Origin of the sequence: Paraprevotella xylaniphila YIT 11841 (genome assembly GCF_000205165.1) — a bacterium.
Taxonomy (GTDB): Bacteria; Bacteroidota; Bacteroidia; order Bacteroidales; family Bacteroidaceae; genus Paraprevotella; species Paraprevotella xylaniphila.
Genome location: NZ_GL883880.1, coordinates 1 through 18,362 on the forward strand (window position 1 = coordinate 1; position 18,362 = coordinate 18,362).

An 18,362-nucleotide genomic window follows, 5' to 3' on the forward strand; every position below is an offset into this window, starting at 1 on the left:
CGGTGTTACATTGAATTTGGATGTAACAATTTGTGCCCTGGTTTGTCACGTTGGTATAATACCAGTTAGATACCGAGGCTTGCGAAGTGATGATGATGGACTTCCGTCCATGTCTGTCCTTGATGATGTTCAGTAGAAGCGGACGTCCCTTGGCGTCAAGCGGCACGAGGAAGAGGTCATCCAAAATAAGTAGTGGATAACGTTCTATTGTTCTTTCGGTGTAAATTCGTTACTTTGGATTTTGTTTCAATTTTATTTCTGCTATCGTTTAAGATACAAACAAAAGTGTTATCTTTGTAAATGTCATGATACATCAGAGGTACTCACGCCTTTAACGATAAGGTTGGCCTTGTTTTTTCTTATGACAATAGTATATAAAGGATTTTATATTTAAATTTTGTTTGATTATAAAAAGTAAAGTGATGACTAATATCAATATAAAAGAAATTTTATGGAAGTTGCATATAGATAGTTTGACAGCGATGCAACAAACCACAGTTGAGGAATACAGAAAAGGGAAAGACCTGGTACTTTTATCTCCGACGGGTTCGGGAAAAACAGTCGCTTATCTGTTGCCTTTAGTGCAATCTTTAAAAGAAGAGAATGTTCTTCAAACTGTGGTATTGGTTCCTTCTCGTGAATTGGCATTGCAAATAGAGCAAGTTTTCAAGTCTATGGGAACAGGCATTCCTGTCATGAGTTGCTATGGCGGCCGTCCGGCCATGGATGAGCACCGTACGATGAAAAGCTTGAACCCACAAGTTATAATAGGTACTCCGGGGCGTATGAACGACCATTTAAATAAAGGAAATATTGATGCTTCACATGTCCATACGTTGGTGATTGACGAATTTGACAAATGCCTTGAGATGGGTTTTCAGGAAGAAATGTCGGAGGTAATTGCGCAAATTCCGTATTTAAAACGTCGTTTTCTTCTCTCGGCCACAGATGCGCTGGCTATTCCTCGATTTGTATCAGAGGGCGATTTTTTGAAATTGAATTTCTTGGAAGATGAAGAGCAGATTCCAGAACGTATAAAGGTTTATACGGTGAAATCTCCACAGAAAGATAAGTTAGAGGTCTTGTCCAAGCTTTTGTGCTATTTGGGAAATAAGAGTTCCTTGATTTTTGTGAACTACCGTGAAAGCGTAGAACGGGTTTACCGTTATTTGCTTCAGGAAGGAATCTCGTGTGAAATGTTTCATGGAGGAATGGAACAGAAGGATCGTGAGCGTGCGCTTTACAAGTTCAGTAACGGATCATGCAATGTATTTGTTTCAACGGATTTAGCTGCACGAGGACTGGATATACCCAATATAGACCATGTTATCCATTATCATTTGCCGCTCAATGAAGATACTTATATTCATCGTAACGGCCGAACGGCGCGGTGGGATGCTTCCGGAAATGTCTTTCTCATATTAGGACCGGAGGAATACTTGCCTGAGTTTATACAGCAGATTCCCGAAGAATATGTGTGGGAAGGACCTAAGCCCGAGCCTGCCAAGCCCCAGTGGGTGACGCTTTATATCGGAAAAGGGAAAAAGGATAAAATCAACAAGGTGGATATTGTGGGGTTCTTGTCAAAAGTGGGAGGATTGGGAAGAGATGATGTCGGACGAGTAGATGTGAAAGAACATTATGCTTTTGCTGCTATCAGGCGGAATTTGCTAAAAGAAACCTTGGAAACTGTGTCTGGCCAAAAGATAAAAGGTCTTAAGACGATTATAGAAAAGACAAAATAAGATTACGAGTTGTAAGGGTTAAAAGCCGTTTTTTATAATATATGATAGTAAAAAAAGCGCTTGGCTTAAAAAATGTGGTTTCAATCGTTGCTTTTATGGATTTTATTTTCTACTTTCGCAGATGTTATGCTTAGAGTAACTGATAATTAATCTTAAGTTTTACAAATTAGATGAAGAAGTATAATTTTAATGCAGGTCCATCCATGTTGCCGCGTGAAGTAATAGAGGCAACAGCAGCTGCATGCTTGGATTTTGAGGGTAGCGGTCTTTCCCTGATGGAAATTAGCCATAGGGCAAAGAACTTCCAGCCTGTAGTAGACAAGGCTGTAGAATTGGTAAAAGAATTACTCGACCTACCGGCCGGTTATTCGGTTGTTTTTCTGGCAGGAGGTGCCAGTACGGAATTCTGTCGTGTTCCCTATAACTTTTTGGAGAAGAAGGCAGCCTATTTGAATACAGGTACATGGGCCAAGAAGGCTATGAAAGAAGCAAAGTTGTTCGGTGAAGTGGTTGAAGTAGCTTCTTCGGCCGAAGACAACTATACCTATATTCCGAAAAACTTTACGGTACCGGCTGATGCCGATTATTTGCATATTACGACAAACAATACGATTTTCGGAACGGAAATGCGCTATGATTTGGACAGTCCTGTTCCTTTGATTGCGGATATGTCGTCGGATATATTCTCTCGTCCGGTAGATGTGAGCAAATATAATTGTATTTACGCCGGAGCACAGAAAAACGTATCTATGGCCGGAGTGAATATCGTTATCGTAAAGGACGAAGCTTTGAATAAGGTAAGCCGCCAGATTCCCACAATGTTGGATTACATGACCCATGTGAAAAATGGTTCCATGTTCAATACGCCTCCAGTGGTACCCATCTACTGTGCCATGAAGAATTTGGAATGGGTGAAGCAAAACGGTGGTGTGGAAGCGATGGACAAGCGTGCGAAAGAACGTGCGGACATGCTTTATACCGAAATAGAACGTAACAAGTTGTTCCGTGGAACTGCAAAGGCAGAAGACCGTTCATATATGAATATTTGTTTTGTAATGAACGACGAATATAAAGAATTGGAAGCCGACTTCTTGCAGTTTGCTACGGAGCGCGGCATGGTGGGCATAAAAGGCCACCGTAGCGTAGGCGGTTTCCGTGCTTCATGCTACAACGCACAAACGATAGAAGGTGTGCAGGCATTGATACAAAGCATGAAAGACTTTGAAGCTCAGCATTAAGAGGCTATAAAGACAGGCGCGCCTTGTACAGAGGTGTGCCTGTTTATTTATGGGATGTATTTAAATAAATAACTATGGCTAAAATATTGATTGCTACAGAAAAACCGTTTGCAAAAGTTGCAGTGGACGGTATCAAAGAGGTTGCAGAGACAGCCGGATTGGAAGTCGTTTTGTTGGAGAAATATACGGAGAAGGCACAACTTCTGGCGGCAGTGGCCGACGTGGAGGCCATGATAATCCGCAGTGATAAGATAGATAATGAAGTTTTTGATGCGGCGAAGAACTTAAAAATCGTTGTCCGCGCCGGAGCCGGTTACGATAATGTGGATTTGGAGGCTGCTACCGCGCACGGGGTGGTGGTGATGAACACTCCCGGTCAGAATTCCAACGCCGTAGCCGAACTGGTGTTCGGAATGTTGGTATTCGCCGTACGTAACTTTTATAATGGAAAGGCCGGTACGGAGTTGAAAGGAAAGAAATTAGGAATCTTGGCCTACGGTAATGTCGGTCGTCGCGTCGCGCATATCGCAAAAGGATTCGACATGGATGTTTATGCTTACGACGCATATTGTCCTGCGGCGGCCATAGAATCCGATGGGGTGAAGGCAGTCTCTTCGCAAGATGAGTTGTTTGAACAGTGCGAAGTGGTTTCCTTGCATATCCCGGCTACGGCAGAGACGCGTCAAAGCATCAATTATGCCTTGGTCGGCAAGATGCCTAAGGGAGGAGTGTTGGTCAATACGGCCCGGAAAGAGGTAATTAATGAACCCGAATTGCTGAAATTGATGCAGGAGCGTACAGACCTGAAGTATGTCACGGACATCATGCCGGAAACGGATGCTGATTTCCGTATGTTGGGAGGACGTTATTTCTCTACACCCAAAAAGATGGGTGCACAAACAGCCGAGGCCAATATCAATGCCGGAGTGGCTGCAGCGCACCAGATTGCCGCATTCTTCAAGGACGGATGTACGAAATATCAGGTAAATAAATAATCGTAGGGGCTATGGCTTGGGTTAAACCGTTTAAGGGGCTTCGTCCGCCTAAGGATTTGGTGGAACGGGTAGAGTGCCGTCCGTACGACGTGCTCAGTTCGGAAGAAGCCCGTATAGAGGCTGGCGACAACGAGATGTCGCTCTATCATGTGATCCGTCCGGAGATAGATTTTCCGGAGGGGACGGATGAATACGCTGCATGTGTGTATGAGAAGGGGGCTGAGAACTTTGCCAAGTTCCAACGTAACGGTTGGTTGGTGGAAGACGCTAAGCCCATGTATTATATTTATGCACAGACCATGAACGGGCGGACACAGCACGGCATCGTGTTGGGAGCTTCGGTCAAGGACTATATGGACGGGGTAATCAAAAAGCACGAACTGACGCGGCACGAAAAGGAAGAAGACCGGATGAAGCATATCCGTATTACGGATGCGAACATAGAACCGGTTTTTCTGGCTTATCCCGACAATGCCGCGTTGGCTTCCTTGATAGACCAATATGCAAGGCGTGAGCCGGAATATGATTTCGTTGCCCCGCTTGACGGTTTCCGCCATCGGTTCTGGCTTGTGGATAATGAAGCGGATATTGATGCGATTACGAAAGAATTTGCAGCCATTCCCGCATTGTACATTGCAGACGGCCATCATCGTACGGCTGCGGCAGCTTTGGTGGGACAAGAGAAAGCTTTAGCCCATGGCAGGACGCACCCCGAGGCGGAATACAATTATTTTATGGCTGTGTGCTTCCCTGCAAGCGAACTGACTATATTGGATTACAACCGTGTGGTGAAAGACCTGGGGTGCCATACTTCGGATGAGTTCTTGCAGGCTTTGGAGAAGGATTTCGAAGTGGCTTGCACGGGCTGTTCGGTGTACAAACCTATGCGACCTCATGAGTTTTCGCTTTATCTGGATGAAAAATGGTACAGGTTGCGTGTACTTCCGGGACGTTTTGATGAAGACGATCCGATTGATGTGCTTGACGTGACTATCAGTAGTCGGCTTATATTGGATAAGATTTTGGGCATTAAGGATTTACGTAGGGATAAGCGGATTGATTTCGTAGGAGGACTGCGTGGTTTGGACGAACTGAAAAGACGTTGCGACAGCGGCGAGATGAAAATGGCGTTGGCACTGTATCCAGTGTCTATGCAGCAAATCATGGATATAGCAGATTGCGGGAAAATCATGCCCCCAAAAGCTACTTGGTTCGAGCCTAAATTACGTAGCGGACTGGTGATTCATAAACTGTCGTAAGGAAAAAATAAGTATCTTTGCAACTCCGGTTGCCGGTAGAATCCGGTAGCCGGAGTTTTTTGAACAGTAGGGATATGGAAGGAAATGACGTATATAAGACGATAACAGCACCGGCAGAAGGGGAGTATAGCGAGAAACGGAGTAAATTCCTGGCTTTTATTCACCCAGTGCATACGATAGACGAAGTGAAAGAGCAGGTGGAGCACTATCAAAAGAAGTATTACGATGCACGCCATTGTTGCTATGCCTACATGTTGGGACACGAACGGAAGGATTTCCGTGCCAATGACAACGGGGAGCCTTCTGGTACAGCCGGGAAACCGATTTTGGGACAGATTAATTCTTACGGGCTTACGGATGTCTTGATTGTCGTCATCCGTTATTTCGGTGGAATCAAGTTGGGGACGAGCGGCCTGATACAGGCCTATAAGGCAGCAGCCATCGAAGCCATACAGGCGGCCCGGATTATAGAAAAAACGGTGGACGAGGAAATCACCTTTTTCTTTGAGTATCCTTTCATGAATTCCGTCATGCGCATTGTCAAGGAGGAAGAGCCGTCTATTGTCTATCAAGGGTATGAACACGATTGCAGCATGACGCTGCGTATTCGGAAAGGGAGCATGCCACGTCTTAAATCGAGACTGGAGAAAGTGGAGACATTGAGATTTGAAGGCGATGGAGAGTAGAAGAGGGAAGTGCCAGATGGAATAAAAAGAAACGGTGTGTTCCGCTAGAAGAGAGGGAATACACCGTTTCTTTTTTGATATGGGGTCAGGCCTGCAAGTTGTTGCATTCATCCATCCATGCTGCAGCCGACGCGTCGCTAGGCATTCGCCAATCTCCACGAGGACTCAGGCTACAGCTTCCCACTTTAGGACCGTCGGGCAGGCAGGAACGCTTAAACTGTTGGGAGAAGAAACGGCGGAAAAACGTTGTCAGCCATTTCTTTATCACTTCGTCTGTATACTTTCCGGCAAAAGCATATTGGGCCAGATAGAATATCTTGGACGGGCGGAAACCGAAACGCAAGGTATAATATAGGAAAAAGTCATGTAGTGCGTAAGGGCCGACCAAGTCTTCTGTCTTCTGGCTGATGTTGCCATTTTCGTCTGCCGGTATCAGTTCGGGGCTAATCGGAGTGTCCACGATATCCAGCAAGGTGGCTTGGGATGGTTCGTCAATAATACTGTCGGCCACCCACTTGACCAAATGTTTCACCAACGTCTTGGGGATAGAGGCGTTGACGCCGTACATGCTCATGTGGTCGCCGTTGTACGTGGCCCATCCCAGAGCCAGTTCCGACAAGTCACCGGTTCCCACTACCATGCCGTTCATCTGGTTGGCCACATCCATCAATATCTGCGTACGTTCGCGTGCCTGTGCGTTTTCATACGTCACATTATGGTTGGCCATGTCGAAGCCCAAGTCCTCAAAATGTTGTATGCAGGACTTTTTGATGCTGATTTCTCGTAGGGTCACCCCCAGGCTTTTCATAAGGTTGACGGCATTGGTATAAGTACGGTTGGTGGTCCCGAAGCCAGGCATGGTCACACCGACGATGCCTTTGCGCGAAAGTCCTAATTTGTCGAACGTCTTGGTGCAGACCAACAGGGCAAGGGTGGAATCCAGTCCGCCGGAAATCCCGATGACTACGGTCTGTGTTTGTGTATGTACCAATCTTTTGGCCAGTCCTGCTATCTGTATGGCAAAGATTTCTTCGCACCGTTCATTCAGTGCCTTTCCTGCCGGGACAAAAGGTATCGGGTCAACCTTACGGCTTAATTCGATGTCCTTGGAAGCGAAGAGTTCGGTATCTATCCGCATGGTATCGTGCGGTCTCAGCCGGGCGATGGAGGCGCTGAACGTGGTGTTCACACGCCTTTCCGCACGCAGGCATTCTACGTCTATTTCGCTGTAAACCAATTGCTCTTTAAAAGAGAAACGTTCGTTTTCCGCCAACAGCATCCCGTTTTCGTAGATAAGGGCCTTGCCGGCAAAAACAACATCCTGTGTGCTTTCTCCGAATCCTGCCCCCGAAAATACATAACCGGCGAGGCATCTTGCACTTTGTTGTGCCAACAGGGATTTGAGATAGTCTTGTTTGCCTACGCCTTCATTGTCTGCGCTAAGATTGAAAATAATTTCTGCTCCCTGGAGTACCAATTCGGAACTGGGGGGGATGGGGGCCCATACGTCTTCGCAGATTTCCACACCGAAACAGCAAGAGGGAGTGTTGAAGACCAAGTGGCGGCTCAGCGGCACCATTTGCCCGCAAACCAATACATTGCTGTTTCCGTGCACATCGCCGGACGTGAACCAGCGTTGTTCATAGAATTCCTTGTAGTTGGGCAGGTAAGTTTTGGGGATAAGCCCTAAAATTTTTCCTTTTTGTATCACTGCCGCACAATTCAGCAGCGTGCCGTGGTAAGCGACAGGCAGTCCTATGATAGAGATGATGTCCAATGAGCGGGTGAAGTCGAGGATGCTGATAAGGCACATTTCCGCCTCGTCGAGCAGCAGTTGTTGGGCAAACAAGTCACCGCAAGTGTAAGCCGTGATGCTAAGTTCCGGAAAACAAATGATTTCTACGCCTTTACCTTCCGCCTGAATAATCAAACTTTCAATTTGTTGCGCATTATATTTGCAATCTCCTACTTTTACGCCGGGGATGGCTGTGGCAATTCTGACAAATCCGTAATTCATGTTGCTATGTTTGATATTTGTGGAACAAAGATAATATAAAGGTATCAATAAAAGCAAAAAAAGCTGTTATTTATCAAAAAAAACACGGGAAGGCTTGCACAGGAACGGAACTTACGCTAAATTTGCATTGTAAACATTACAAATTTATATTGAACATGGTTAACAAAGAGGCTTTGGATACATTGCAGAAATATGGGATTCACCCCTCCGTACAACGCATAGCAATTATGGATTATTTGCTTAAGAATCATACGCATCCCACAGTGGATGAGGTGTATGTGGCTTTGTGTAAAGTTATACCTACGTTGTCTAAGACGACCGTGTATAACACTTTACGGCTTTTTTCCGATCATGGAGCTGCCTTGATGTTGACCATTGATGAGAAGAAAGTTTGTTTTGACGGGGTAATTGTTCCCCATGCGCATTTCATGTGCAAAAGGTGCGGAAAATTATTCGATGTGGCTCTTCCGGAAAGTTTGAAAGACTTTTTACCGGCAGGCTCAGATTTTAAGGTGGACGAAGCGCATGTCTATTATAAAGGTGTATGTAAAGCCTGTGCGATGGAGGCATGAGCCTGAAGGGCACGGGCAGAGAAATAATAAGAACGAATGTGTAATTTAAATTAAAAACGGAAGAAAATGAAAAAGAAATTTGTGTGTACAGTATGTGGTTACATTCATGAAGGCGAAGAAGCTCCGGCACAGTGCCCGCAGTGCAAGGCTCCGGCTTCAAAGTTCAAGGAATTGGTAGATACGGAATTGACTTTCGTGACCGAGCATGTTATCGGCATTGCCAAGGACGTTGACCCTGAAATCAAGAAAGGTTTGCAGGCAAACTTTGAAGGAGAATGCACCGAAGTGGGCATGTACTTGGCCATGAGTCGTCAGGCTGACCGTGAAGGCTATCCTGAGATTGCGGAAGCTTTCAAGCGTTATGCTTTTGAAGAGGCCGACCATGCTTCCCGTTTCTGCGAATTGTTGGGCGACATGGTTTGGGACACGAAGACCAACCTGAAGAAGCGTATGGAGGCTGAAAGCGGTGCTTGCTCCGGCAAGATGGATTTGGCCAAGATGGCCAAACAGCAGGATTTGGACGCCATTCACGACACTGTGCATGAAATGGCAAAGGACGAAGCTCGCCATGGCCGTGGTTTCGCCGGTTTGTACAACCGTTACTTCGGCGACAAGTAACCATCTTGTGGTATTAGTCCGGATGTCGTAGCATATCCGGCAGAAAAATCCCGTGAAGTTGGATGCCTGGCTTCACGGGATTTGTATTAAATGTCATGGCAGCCTTTTGAGTATGGGATGAAAGGATGTAGCGAACGGCTGTTCTTTCGGATATATCGGCAAGTTTGACAAAAAAAAGGCTTGCATGAGAGCGGTTTATCATCTTGCGGCAAACGGAAAATCATTCGCCTGAGAATGAAAAATCAATCTCAGGCGAATGATTTTTCATTTGCCGCACATTTTTACGCTGTATTCAAGAGTCTGGAAAAGAGGAATATAGAAAAATGTAGGGGCTTTTTTCCCGGCAGAAAAAATTTTTGACGCAAAGGGAGGGAATGGGAATGATAAAAAAACGACGGGCGGTTTATTCGTAGTCTTTCAGTCGTTTGGGATTTTTCGGGAACCAACCTTTCAGCACCCGTTTGCGTTGGTCGAACACTTCGAGTATCCCCCAAAAGGAAGAGAACGATATGACACCGAAAATGATACTCAAGTACACGTTTTCCACATAGAGGGACAAACCGGCACATAGGATTCCCGTCACGAGGAAAGCCCACCAGCATCGGGTTCCGAAATAGTATTCGCCCTTGATGACTAAAGGATGGAACAGGCCGATAATCAGGAAGGTGGCCAAGCCGATAAGTATGCCTACGTAGTTCATTGCGTTTGCGTGTATTTAGTTTGTAGGATGCAAAGTTAAGATTTTATTTCTATATAGCAAGTGTTGCATGAGGCCTCGCACGAATAAATAGAGGAGAAAAGCCAACCAAAGTGCGTGGTTTTGCCATATAGGGAAGAGGCTGAGATAGACGCTGAAAAAAGTCAGGGTGGCGCCCAACATGGACAGGAGCATATAGCGTGTGGCCGTGAGTCCGATGAAAACACCGTCCCAAATGAATGCCGAGAGACCTGCAAAGGGGATGAGGACAGCCCAAGGCAGGTAGTCGGAAGCTGTGGCGACGACATAGGCTTCGTCGGTGAGCAGGTTCATGAGAGCCTTTCCGCCGGCCATATAGAATAAGGTGAAGGTCAGTGCCACGCCGCATCCCCAAAGAAACAGGTTACGGATGACTTTTTTCAGGGCCTGGTAATCTCCCGCACCGGCACATTTGCCCGAGAGGGCTTCTCCGGCAAAGGCGAAACCGTCCATGAAATAAGAATAGAGGGTGAAGTATTGCATCAGCAAGGCATTGGCCGCTAAGATATATTCCCCTTGACGGGAACCGGCGGAGGTGAAATAGAGAGTGACGCACACGAGGCAAAGGGTGCGCAGGAAAATGTCTCGGTTGATACTGAAGAAACGGCGAATGGCGTTTTTCCGGAATACGGAAGAGGGGAGGAATGCAAAAGGAAGGCCGAGCCTACGGTGCATACGGTGGCAATAATATAGGGAAAGCGCCAGTCCGCAATATTGGGCGATGGCTGTCCCCAAAGCCACTCCGGCCACGTCCATGTGCCATACGAAGACGAAGAACAGGCTGGCCGCTATGTTGACGAGGTTTTGGACGATGGCCACGTAGAGCGGGTATTTTGCATTTTGCAATCCGATGAACCATCCGGTCATACTGTAAAGCCCAAGCACGGCAGGAGCGCCCCATACGCAGATTCTAAAGTATACCGAAGCAAAATCCGCCACAGCTTCCGTGGGCGACATGACGGACAGGGCCAGATGAAGTAACGGGCCCTGCAGGAGGAGGATGAGGATGGCTATGCCCGTGGAGGTGGCCAAGGAACGATAAAGCAACAGTTGCATTTCTTGTTTATTGCCGGCACCGTAGGCTTGTGAAGTCATCCCGCTGGTTCCCATCCTCAGGAATGCAAAAATCCAATAGATCATATTGAATATCGTACCGCCGATGGCTATGGCGCCGATATACGAAGCGGCACCGAGATGTCCCGCAATGGTCAGGTCTATCAGCCCGAGCAGGGGAACGGTGATATTGGAAAGGATGGACGGGAGAGCGATGTGCAGTATCTCTTTGTGGTATGACTTATTCATGACGGTCATTTGTTGGCTGAATAAAAACAAAGGCACTGTCAACTCGCTGAAAGCTTGTTTTACAGTGCCTTTTCTGATGGTCGGGGTAGCGGGATTCGAACCCACGACCCCCTGCTCCCAAAGCAGGTGCGCTAACCGGACTGCGCTACACCCCGAGACTTGAGAGAATGTGATTTCTCAAAAGCGATGCAAAGGTACGTCTTTTAGACGACATATCCAAACTAAATACAAAAAAAGTGGCATGCCTCTCAAAAGAAACATGCCATTTTCTGATAAATGCCAGACTAACGGTTTAGAATTTAAAAGGCTGGCTCTTTACGTAGATTTTGTAACCTTTGATGCTTTCGGGCGCTCCCTGTTCCACGCGGGGAAGATATTGGAAACCGCCTAATGTCTGCTCTGCGCCCAAATCCAATACGATGTAATGGGGGAACTTCACGTCTTTATTGGTACTCCAATACGTAGACTCCTGAAGGTCGAAAATCTTATCGGCTGTCTTGTTGCCCGAAGAGATGTCCTCGTCGTCGGCGTATGCCACTGTCCATGGCTCGCGGCTGATGCGCTGCCCCTTGTCGTCGAGCATGTACCATTCTGCGATACAAGCATATTCGCGGTTGTTATGGGAATTCAAGGCTTCGATGCACACGTAACGTCCCGTTACGGGTTGGTCGAACCGGACTTCCTGCCAACCGTTGCCTGCGGCAAACTCACCGGTCTTGCAGGGCGTTTCGCCGGCCAGATTCAGAGTTTGTCCTTCCTTGCGGTGCGTGTTCGGCGCATCGACGTTCAGTTTGTCGATGATAGGTTTGGACAGGCCTTCGACCACGGTTTCCTGCGGACCTACAATGTCTTGTACGATAATCTCGTTCTCGCCCTTCTTCAACCAACATCCGGGCATGTAAAGCGTCTGTTGCGGACCGATTTTCCAGAAGCGTCCGATGGCGTGTCCGTTTACGTAAACCTGTCCTTTGCCCCATGTTTCCAGGTTCAGGAATGTGTCGCCGGTCTTTTTCAGGTTGAAAGTCGCACGGTAGCATCCCGGTACTTTCTGGTCCTTCAGCGGAACATATTTCATGTCCTTCTGTACCTGATAGCTGTCGCTGAGGGTGTAAATCTGCCAGTTTTTCAAGTTGACGGTCACTTGGCTGCCGGTATTCATGGTGTAGCTCAATTCCACTTTTTCCGTAATGCCCTTGAAGTCCTTGATGGCACGGCCGAAGTTGATTCGTCCCATGGCTTCCACAAGGATGTCCAGTTGGTCTCCTTCCTTCATGGCCGGCAGCAACATGGTCTTCTCATGGTTGCGACGGTCGATGGAGCCGATCAGTTTCCCATTGATAAAGACTTGCGCGAAATCGTGCGCATCCGTTATGGTCAGGATACTTTGTGTCGGTACGGCCGGAGTCTTAGTGCGGTAAAGAATGGAACCCCATCCTTGGTTGAACGCTTCCATCGTTTGAATGTCCATCGACGCATGAGGTGCAGGGAGGTTCTCAAACAAAGGAGCCACTTCCGTAAACTGTATTTTGGGAACATTGATTACAGGGAATTCTTTGGGGATGGAGGGTAACTTCTTGTCGCTATACCCCGATAGCATCTCTCGCAATTCCATGTATTTAGGAGTGACTTGCCCGGCCTCGTTGATGGGAGCATCGTAATCGTACGAAGTCACGTCGGGTGAGAATCCGGGGCTGTTGGCACCGGCCCAGTGTCCCCAACTGGTACCTCCGTGCGTCATGTAGAGCGAGAATGAAATGCCTTTGTCCAACATTTCCTTCAGCCCACCGACCATTTCCTTGCTGCCGCGCGTTTCGTGACGCCCGCCCCATTTGTCGAACCATCCGCTCCAGAACTCGGAACACATTTGGGGGGACTCAGGACGCAACTCGCCCAACTTCTTGAATTCGTTTTCGATATTGGCGCCGGTACCGAAGTTCATGGTCCATACCAGATCGTCCAGTCCGTTTTTGGTAAAGTTGGAACTCCAGTCACATTGGAACAAAGTTACTTTGTCGAAACCTGAGTCGCGGATGATGTCGCGAATGCCCGAAACATACGGTTTGTCCTCGCCGTACGACCCGTATTCGTTTTCTACTTGCACCATGATAATCGGTCCGCCTTTTTCAATGGTCAAGTCTCCGATCTGTTCTCCCAGTTTTTTGGCGAAGATGCGGTAACGTTCCATGAAGTACGGGTCTTGTTCTCTCAGACGGATGTCTTTCTTCTTCAACAACCACCAGGGCAGGCCGCCCATTTCCCATTCGGCGCATACGTACGGGCCGGGACGCACGATGACATAAAGTCCGTTTTCTTGTGCCAATCGGATAAATTCCGCCACGTCGTTATTGCCCGTGAAGTCGAACTTGCCTTCTTCCTGTTCGTGTATGTTCCAAAAGACATACAGACAAAGCGTGTTCATTCCCAAAGCCTTGCACATCTTGATGCGCTGTTCCCAATAGGGACGCGGGATGCGGGGATAATGCACTTCGGCGGCTTTGATGATGAAAGGCTTGCCGTTAAGGAGGAATGTCTTGTTTCCTACTCCGAAAGTTTCGGTTTTGGCCGCAGCTTCTGTCGGAGTGAAAAGGAACAATCCGGCCGTAAGCAAGGATGCTTTAAGCACGTGGCTGATACTTCTGTTTAAATTCATCATAGAAATCAGTTATTAATGATATGGTTTCTCAAATTTTGTGGGTTCAAAAATACGACACTTATTTTTTATATACAAGTTTTTGAAGAAAAAGGATAAAATAAGAACGAAAACTTTTATCTAACGTTGAATTCCTCATAAAAAAAGGATAACTTTGCATGTTGAATCTTAATATAAGCAAACAGATATGTTCAGGACAAATACTTGTGGTGAGCTGAGACTTGCGGATGCCGGAAAGACCGTGACGTTGGCCGGGTGGGTGCAGCGTGTGCGCAAGATGGGAGGTATGACTTTCGTCGACTTGCGCGACCGGTATGGCATTACACAATTAGTTTTTAATGAAGAAGTGAATGACGCGCTTTGTGCCCGGGCTAATAAGTTGGGGCGTGAAGATGTGATTCAGATAAAGGGCGAAGTGAACGAGCGTGAGAGTAAGAATAAGAATTTGCCGACGGGGGAGATTGAAATCATCGTGTCGGAACTGACTGTGCTCAATGCTTCCGTTACTCCTCCTTTCACGATCGAAGACAATACGGACGGAGGGGATGATATCCGTATGAAGTACCGCTATTTGGATTTGCGCCGTGCTTGCGTGCGGAAAAATTTGGAACTCCGCCATCAGATGACGATGGAGGTTCGCCGTTATCTGGACAGCAAAGGTTTTTTGGAAATAGAAACACCGATGCTGATCGGGTCTACTCCTGAAGGTGCCCGTGACTTTGTGGTGCCTTCCCGCATGAATCCGGGACAGTTTTATGCGTTGCCGCAAAGCCCGCAGACTCTGAAACAACTTTTGATGGTAGCCGGCATGGACCGTTACTTCCAGATTGTGAAGTGTTTCCGTGATGAAGACTTGCGTGCCGACCGCCAACCCGAATTTACACAGATAGACTGCGAGATGAGTTTTGTGGAGCAGGAGGACGTGATAGCTCTTTTTGAAGGGATGGCCAAACACCTGTTCCGTACGATACGGGGCATTGAACTCACCGAACCGTTCCCCCGCATGCCTTGGAGCGAAGCCATGCGGCTTTACGGTAGCGATAAGCCGGACACGCGTTTCGGTATGGAGTTCGTGGAACTGATGGACGTGTTGAAAGGTACGGGAGAGTTTTCCGTGTTCAACGATGCGTCCTATATCGGAGGTATTTGTGTGCCGGGATGTGCTTCATATACCCGTAAGCAGTTGGACCAACTGACGGACTTCGTGAAACGCAGTCAAATCGGGGCGAAAGGATTGGTATATGCCCGTGTACAGGAAGACGGCAGCGTAAAATCCAGTGTGGATAAATTCTATACGCAAGAAGTGTTGTTGCGCTTGAAGGAGACGATGAAGGCCGTCCCGGGCGATTTGATACTGATAATGAGTGGCGAGGATGCCATGAAGACGCGTAAACAGTTATGTGAATTGCGTTTGGAGATGGGAACTCGTTTGGGATTGCGCGATAAGAACAAATTCTCTTTGTTGTGGGTGGTGGATTTCCCGATGTTCGAATGGAGCGAAGAGGAAGGGCGCTTGATGGCGATGCACCATCCGTTCACGCATCCCAAGGATGAGGATATCCCATTGTTGGATTCCAATCCGGCGGCTGTGCGTGCGGATGCTTACGATATGGTTTGCAATGGAGTTGAAGTAGGAGGGGGGTCCATCCGTATCCACGATCCGGAGCTTCAGGACAAGATGTTCAAGATATTGGGCTTCACGGAAGAACGTGCACAGGAGCAGTTCGGTTTCCTGATGAATGCTTTCAAATACGGTGCGCCTCCTCACGGTGGTTTGGCGTACGGGCTTGACCGTTGGGTAAGTTTGTTTGCCGGACTTGACAGTATTCGCGATTGCATCGCTTTCCCGAAGAATAACAGTGGGCGTGATGTAATGTTGGATGCACCTTCTTATATAGACCAGAAGCAGTTGGATGAACTGAGTTTGGCACTTGATTTAAAAGATTGAGCAAAAGAAGGATATATAGAAATATTATAGTTATAAAAATGTGCGAAGGAAATAATCCCTCGCACATTTTTATAATATCCATCTCATGATAACGGAAATGGAATTATTCAGAAGGTGCTTCTGCCGTAGAGTGAAGCGGTTTGCTTACCGGAAATAATTTAGTGAATAAAGTAGGGAAAGGGGTCTCGAACTCCATTGGTTCCCCCGTGATGGGATGGTAAAAATTCAGTCGATAGGCATGTAATCCCAACCGTCCTATCGGGTCGCTTCCATTGCCGTATTTTGAATCGCCGACTACCGGATGGCCAATATCTTGCATGTGTACACGGATTTGGTTTTTCCGGCCGGTTTCCAATTTCAATTCAACCAACGAATAACGCTCTCTCGCGTCTAACGTATGAAAATGTGTGACGGCATATTTTCCTCCGTTGTCTGTCGGACTGGAGTACGTTACATACGCTTTATTGTCTTTCAGCCAAGAAGATATGGTTCCACCTTCTTTTTCCATTTTTCCACTGACTATTGCCACGTATCTACGGTCTGTCACGATTTCCTGCCAGTGTTCTTCCAAAATCCGTTGTACCTCTATATTTTTTGCGTACATCATCAAACCGGATGTGTCGCGGTCCAAACGGTGGACTACGTGGGCTGTGCATTTGAAGTGCCGTCGGGTAAAATATTCATCCAATACGGTTTTGATTGAAAATTGTTGTGCAACGGCAGGCATAGAGAGAATGCCTGCACTTTTTTCAATCACAATCAGGTCTTTGTCTTCATATACAATCTTAACGTATTTGTTTTTCAGCTCATTGTTACGCTTATGTTTGCTTACCCGTACAACCATACCGGGTCGCAATTCATAATTATATTGGGAGACCGATTTTTTGTTTACCGTAATGCCATGTCCCGTCAGAATATCTTTGGCTTTATTCCTACTGATTCCGTTCATCGATTCCATAATGAAATCCAATAATAACATGGGTTTATTGACTGTAAACTCTATGTATTTTGATGCTGCATATTGTGCACCGGACTTATTTCTCATCTTTTCTTCTGTTTTTTGCAAAGGTAAGACTATTTTTTCAAATTCAGGCCTTGTGGCTGCTTGAATCTTGAGATTTAATACCTAACCGCCATTATGTTTAATAAGAAAGAAGCTTTTTAATTATTCATTCTACTTCGAAAGTTTCTTTCAAAAAAAGGAAAGAAAGCCAAAATCCTCTTCGGCTTTCTTTCCTTTTCTTTATTTCGTGTTTTATTTTGCTGTTTAGAGAAGTTCCAACTGCTTGAATACTTTTGTAAGTTTCTGAATAGCTTCATCCACTTGTTCGTGCGTATGGTTAGCCATCAGGGCAAAACGTACTAAGGTATCCTGAGGCGCACATGCAGGCGGAATCACAGGATTAATGAAAACTCCTTCGTCAAAAGCCAATTTCGTAACCACGAATGTTTTTTCCGTATCACGGACGTATAAAGGAATGATTGGAGATTCTGTGGCACCGATTTCAAATCCTGATGCGCGAAAGCGTTTTAAGGCATAATTCGTTACGTTCCATAAATTTTCCAAGCGCTCCGGTTCTTGCTGAAGAATATGCAGGGCTTCTAACGCTGAAGCCGTAGCGGCCGGTGTGGCTGATGCACTGAATATATAGGTACGCGCATTATGCTTTAACCAATTAATGATACTTTTGTCTGCTGCGATAAAACCTCCGATTGAAGCCAAGGACTTGCTAAATGTTCCCATTATCAAGTCTACCTCCTTCGTCAAGCCAAAATAATCACATACTCCTCTACCCTGCTTGCCAAAAACACCAAGACCATGAGCCTCGTCTACCATAATGGAAGCGTTATATTTATGTTTCAGGCGCACAATTTCGGGAAGATTAGCTAAATCTCCTTCCATTGAAAAGACTCCGTCTACGATGATTAATTTGATAGCGTCTGGATTACATTTTTGTAATTGCTTCTCCAAATCAGCCATGTCATTGTGCTTGTACTTCAGGTTTTGAGAGAAAGACAAACGTTTGCCATCTACAATAGACGCGTGGTCCCGGTCATCGCAAATAATATAGTCTCCTCGTCCTGTCAAACAAGGGATGACACCGGAGTTGACTGTAAAGCCTGTTGCGAAACAGAGAGCTTCTTCTTTGCCTACAAAAGCCGCCAATTCTTTTTCAAGTTGAACATGTATGTCTAATGTTCCGTTGAGGAATCGTGAACCGGCACAACCGGAACCATATTTACGCATAGCAGCCACGCCAGCTTCTATGACGCGGTCATCGCCCGTCAGACCTGTATAAGCGTTAGAACCAAACATGAGTACGCGATGACCTCCCATGAGGACCTCGGTGCCTTGTTTGCCTTCTATTTCGCGGAAATAAGGGTATATGCCTTCAGCCATGTACTTTTGTGGCTCGTCATATTTAGCTAATTTGTCTTGTAATAAGCCCATTTTAATAAGTTCGTAATTAAAAAACTTTGCAAAGTTAATAAAAACATCTTTTTAAATAGCCTTTAATCATAAAAAATCTTTTTAATGTTCTTGTAAGCCTTAAAGCCAGATGCTGTATTTTTCATTTTTTATCCTTATCTTTGC

Annotated in this window: 14 protein-coding genes, 1 tRNA gene and 1 pseudogene; 8 read left to right on the forward strand and 8 right to left on the reverse strand. The window is 46.4% G+C overall.

What is annotated here, in order from left to right; translation table 11 throughout:
- Window positions 1-214: pseudogene (locus HMPREF9442_RS12245) on the reverse strand (ATP-binding protein); the annotation flags it as partial.
- Between the two features lie 208 nt (window positions 215-422).
- On the opposite strand from HMPREF9442_RS12245, the gene HMPREF9442_RS12250 reads away from it, so the two are divergent.
- The 5 genes from HMPREF9442_RS12250 (at window position 423) to HMPREF9442_RS12270 (ending at window position 5,923) form a co-directional block, all read left to right on the forward strand.
- On the forward strand, window positions 423-1,745 hold the full coding sequence (locus tag HMPREF9442_RS12250; protein WP_008629066.1) for a DEAD/DEAH box helicase: 1,323 nt from the start codon (window positions 423-425) through the stop codon (window positions 1,743-1,745).
- Between the two features lie 170 nt (window positions 1,746-1,915).
- Entirely contained in the window at window positions 1,916-2,983 is a 1,068-nt protein-coding gene (serC, locus tag HMPREF9442_RS12255) for a 3-phosphoserine/phosphohydroxythreonine transaminase (RefSeq protein ID WP_008629068.1), read from the forward strand.
- Window positions 2,984-3,057: 74 nt separating this feature from the next.
- Entirely contained in the window at window positions 3,058-3,978 is a 921-nt protein-coding gene (locus HMPREF9442_RS12260) for a 3-phosphoglycerate dehydrogenase (protein WP_008629069.1), read from the forward strand.
- A gap of 11 nt (window positions 3,979-3,989) precedes the next feature.
- Window positions 3,990-5,237 (forward strand): DUF1015 domain-containing protein, encoded by a 1,248-nt coding sequence (locus HMPREF9442_RS12265; protein WP_008629071.1) that lies wholly within the window; start codon window positions 3,990-3,992, stop codon window positions 5,235-5,237.
- 74 nt (window positions 5,238-5,311) lie between these two features.
- Window positions 5,312-5,923, forward strand: coding sequence for an IMPACT family protein (locus tag HMPREF9442_RS12270; RefSeq protein WP_008629073.1), 612 nt, complete (start codon window positions 5,312-5,314; stop codon window positions 5,921-5,923).
- An 85-nt stretch (window positions 5,924-6,008) separates the two neighbouring features.
- Here HMPREF9442_RS12270 and HMPREF9442_RS12275 read toward each other — a convergent pair whose 3' ends face one another.
- Window positions 6,009-7,940: an NAD(+) synthase gene (locus HMPREF9442_RS12275; RefSeq protein WP_008629075.1), complete on the reverse strand. Its 1,932-nt coding sequence runs from the start codon at window positions 7,938-7,940 to the stop codon at window positions 6,009-6,011.
- A 155-nt stretch (window positions 7,941-8,095) separates the two neighbouring features.
- Between HMPREF9442_RS12275 and HMPREF9442_RS12280 the strand changes: the two genes are divergently transcribed.
- Entirely contained in the window at window positions 8,096-8,512 is a 417-nt protein-coding gene (locus tag HMPREF9442_RS12280; RefSeq protein ID WP_040603110.1) for a Fur family transcriptional regulator, read from the forward strand.
- A gap of 66 nt (window positions 8,513-8,578) precedes the next feature.
- Window positions 8,579-9,130 (forward strand): NADH peroxidase, encoded by a 552-nt coding sequence (locus HMPREF9442_RS12285; RefSeq protein ID WP_008622918.1) that lies wholly within the window; start codon window positions 8,579-8,581, stop codon window positions 9,128-9,130.
- Window positions 9,131-9,533: 403 nt separating this feature from the next.
- Here the strand turns inward: HMPREF9442_RS12285 and HMPREF9442_RS12295 are convergent, their stop codons facing one another.
- From HMPREF9442_RS12295 to HMPREF9442_RS12310, 4 genes are all read right to left on the reverse strand, one after another.
- A complete protein-coding gene (locus HMPREF9442_RS12295) occupies window positions 9,534-9,830 on the reverse strand; it encodes a DUF4491 family protein (RefSeq protein WP_008622916.1) in 297 nt (98 codons plus the stop codon).
- A gap of 15 nt (window positions 9,831-9,845) precedes the next feature.
- Window positions 9,846-11,177, reverse strand: coding sequence for an MATE family efflux transporter (locus HMPREF9442_RS12300; RefSeq protein WP_008629084.1), 1,332 nt, complete (start codon window positions 11,175-11,177; stop codon window positions 9,846-9,848).
- Between the two features lie 68 nt (window positions 11,178-11,245).
- Window positions 11,246-11,323 (reverse strand) — tRNA-Pro (locus tag HMPREF9442_RS12305).
- Between the two features lie 137 nt (window positions 11,324-11,460).
- A complete protein-coding gene (locus tag HMPREF9442_RS12310) occupies window positions 11,461-13,821 on the reverse strand; it encodes a beta-galactosidase (protein ID WP_008629086.1) in 2,361 nt (786 codons plus the stop codon).
- 184 nt (window positions 13,822-14,005) lie between these two features.
- Here HMPREF9442_RS12310 and aspS point away from each other — a divergent pair, with 184 nt between their 5' ends.
- A complete protein-coding gene (gene aspS, locus HMPREF9442_RS12315) occupies window positions 14,006-15,766 on the forward strand; it encodes an aspartate--tRNA ligase (protein ID WP_008629089.1) in 1,761 nt (586 codons plus the stop codon).
- A gap of 103 nt (window positions 15,767-15,869) precedes the next feature.
- On the opposite strand, the gene HMPREF9442_RS12320 is transcribed toward aspS, so the two are convergent.
- Window positions 15,870-16,811: an RluA family pseudouridine synthase gene (locus HMPREF9442_RS12320; RefSeq protein ID WP_008629090.1), complete on the reverse strand. Its 942-nt coding sequence runs from the start codon at window positions 16,809-16,811 to the stop codon at window positions 15,870-15,872.
- A 222-nt stretch (window positions 16,812-17,033) separates the two neighbouring features.
- Entirely contained in the window at window positions 17,034-18,218 is a 1,185-nt protein-coding gene (spt, locus tag HMPREF9442_RS12325; RefSeq protein WP_008629092.1) for a serine palmitoyltransferase, read from the reverse strand.
- Between the last annotated feature and the right edge of the window lie 144 nt (window positions 18,219-18,362).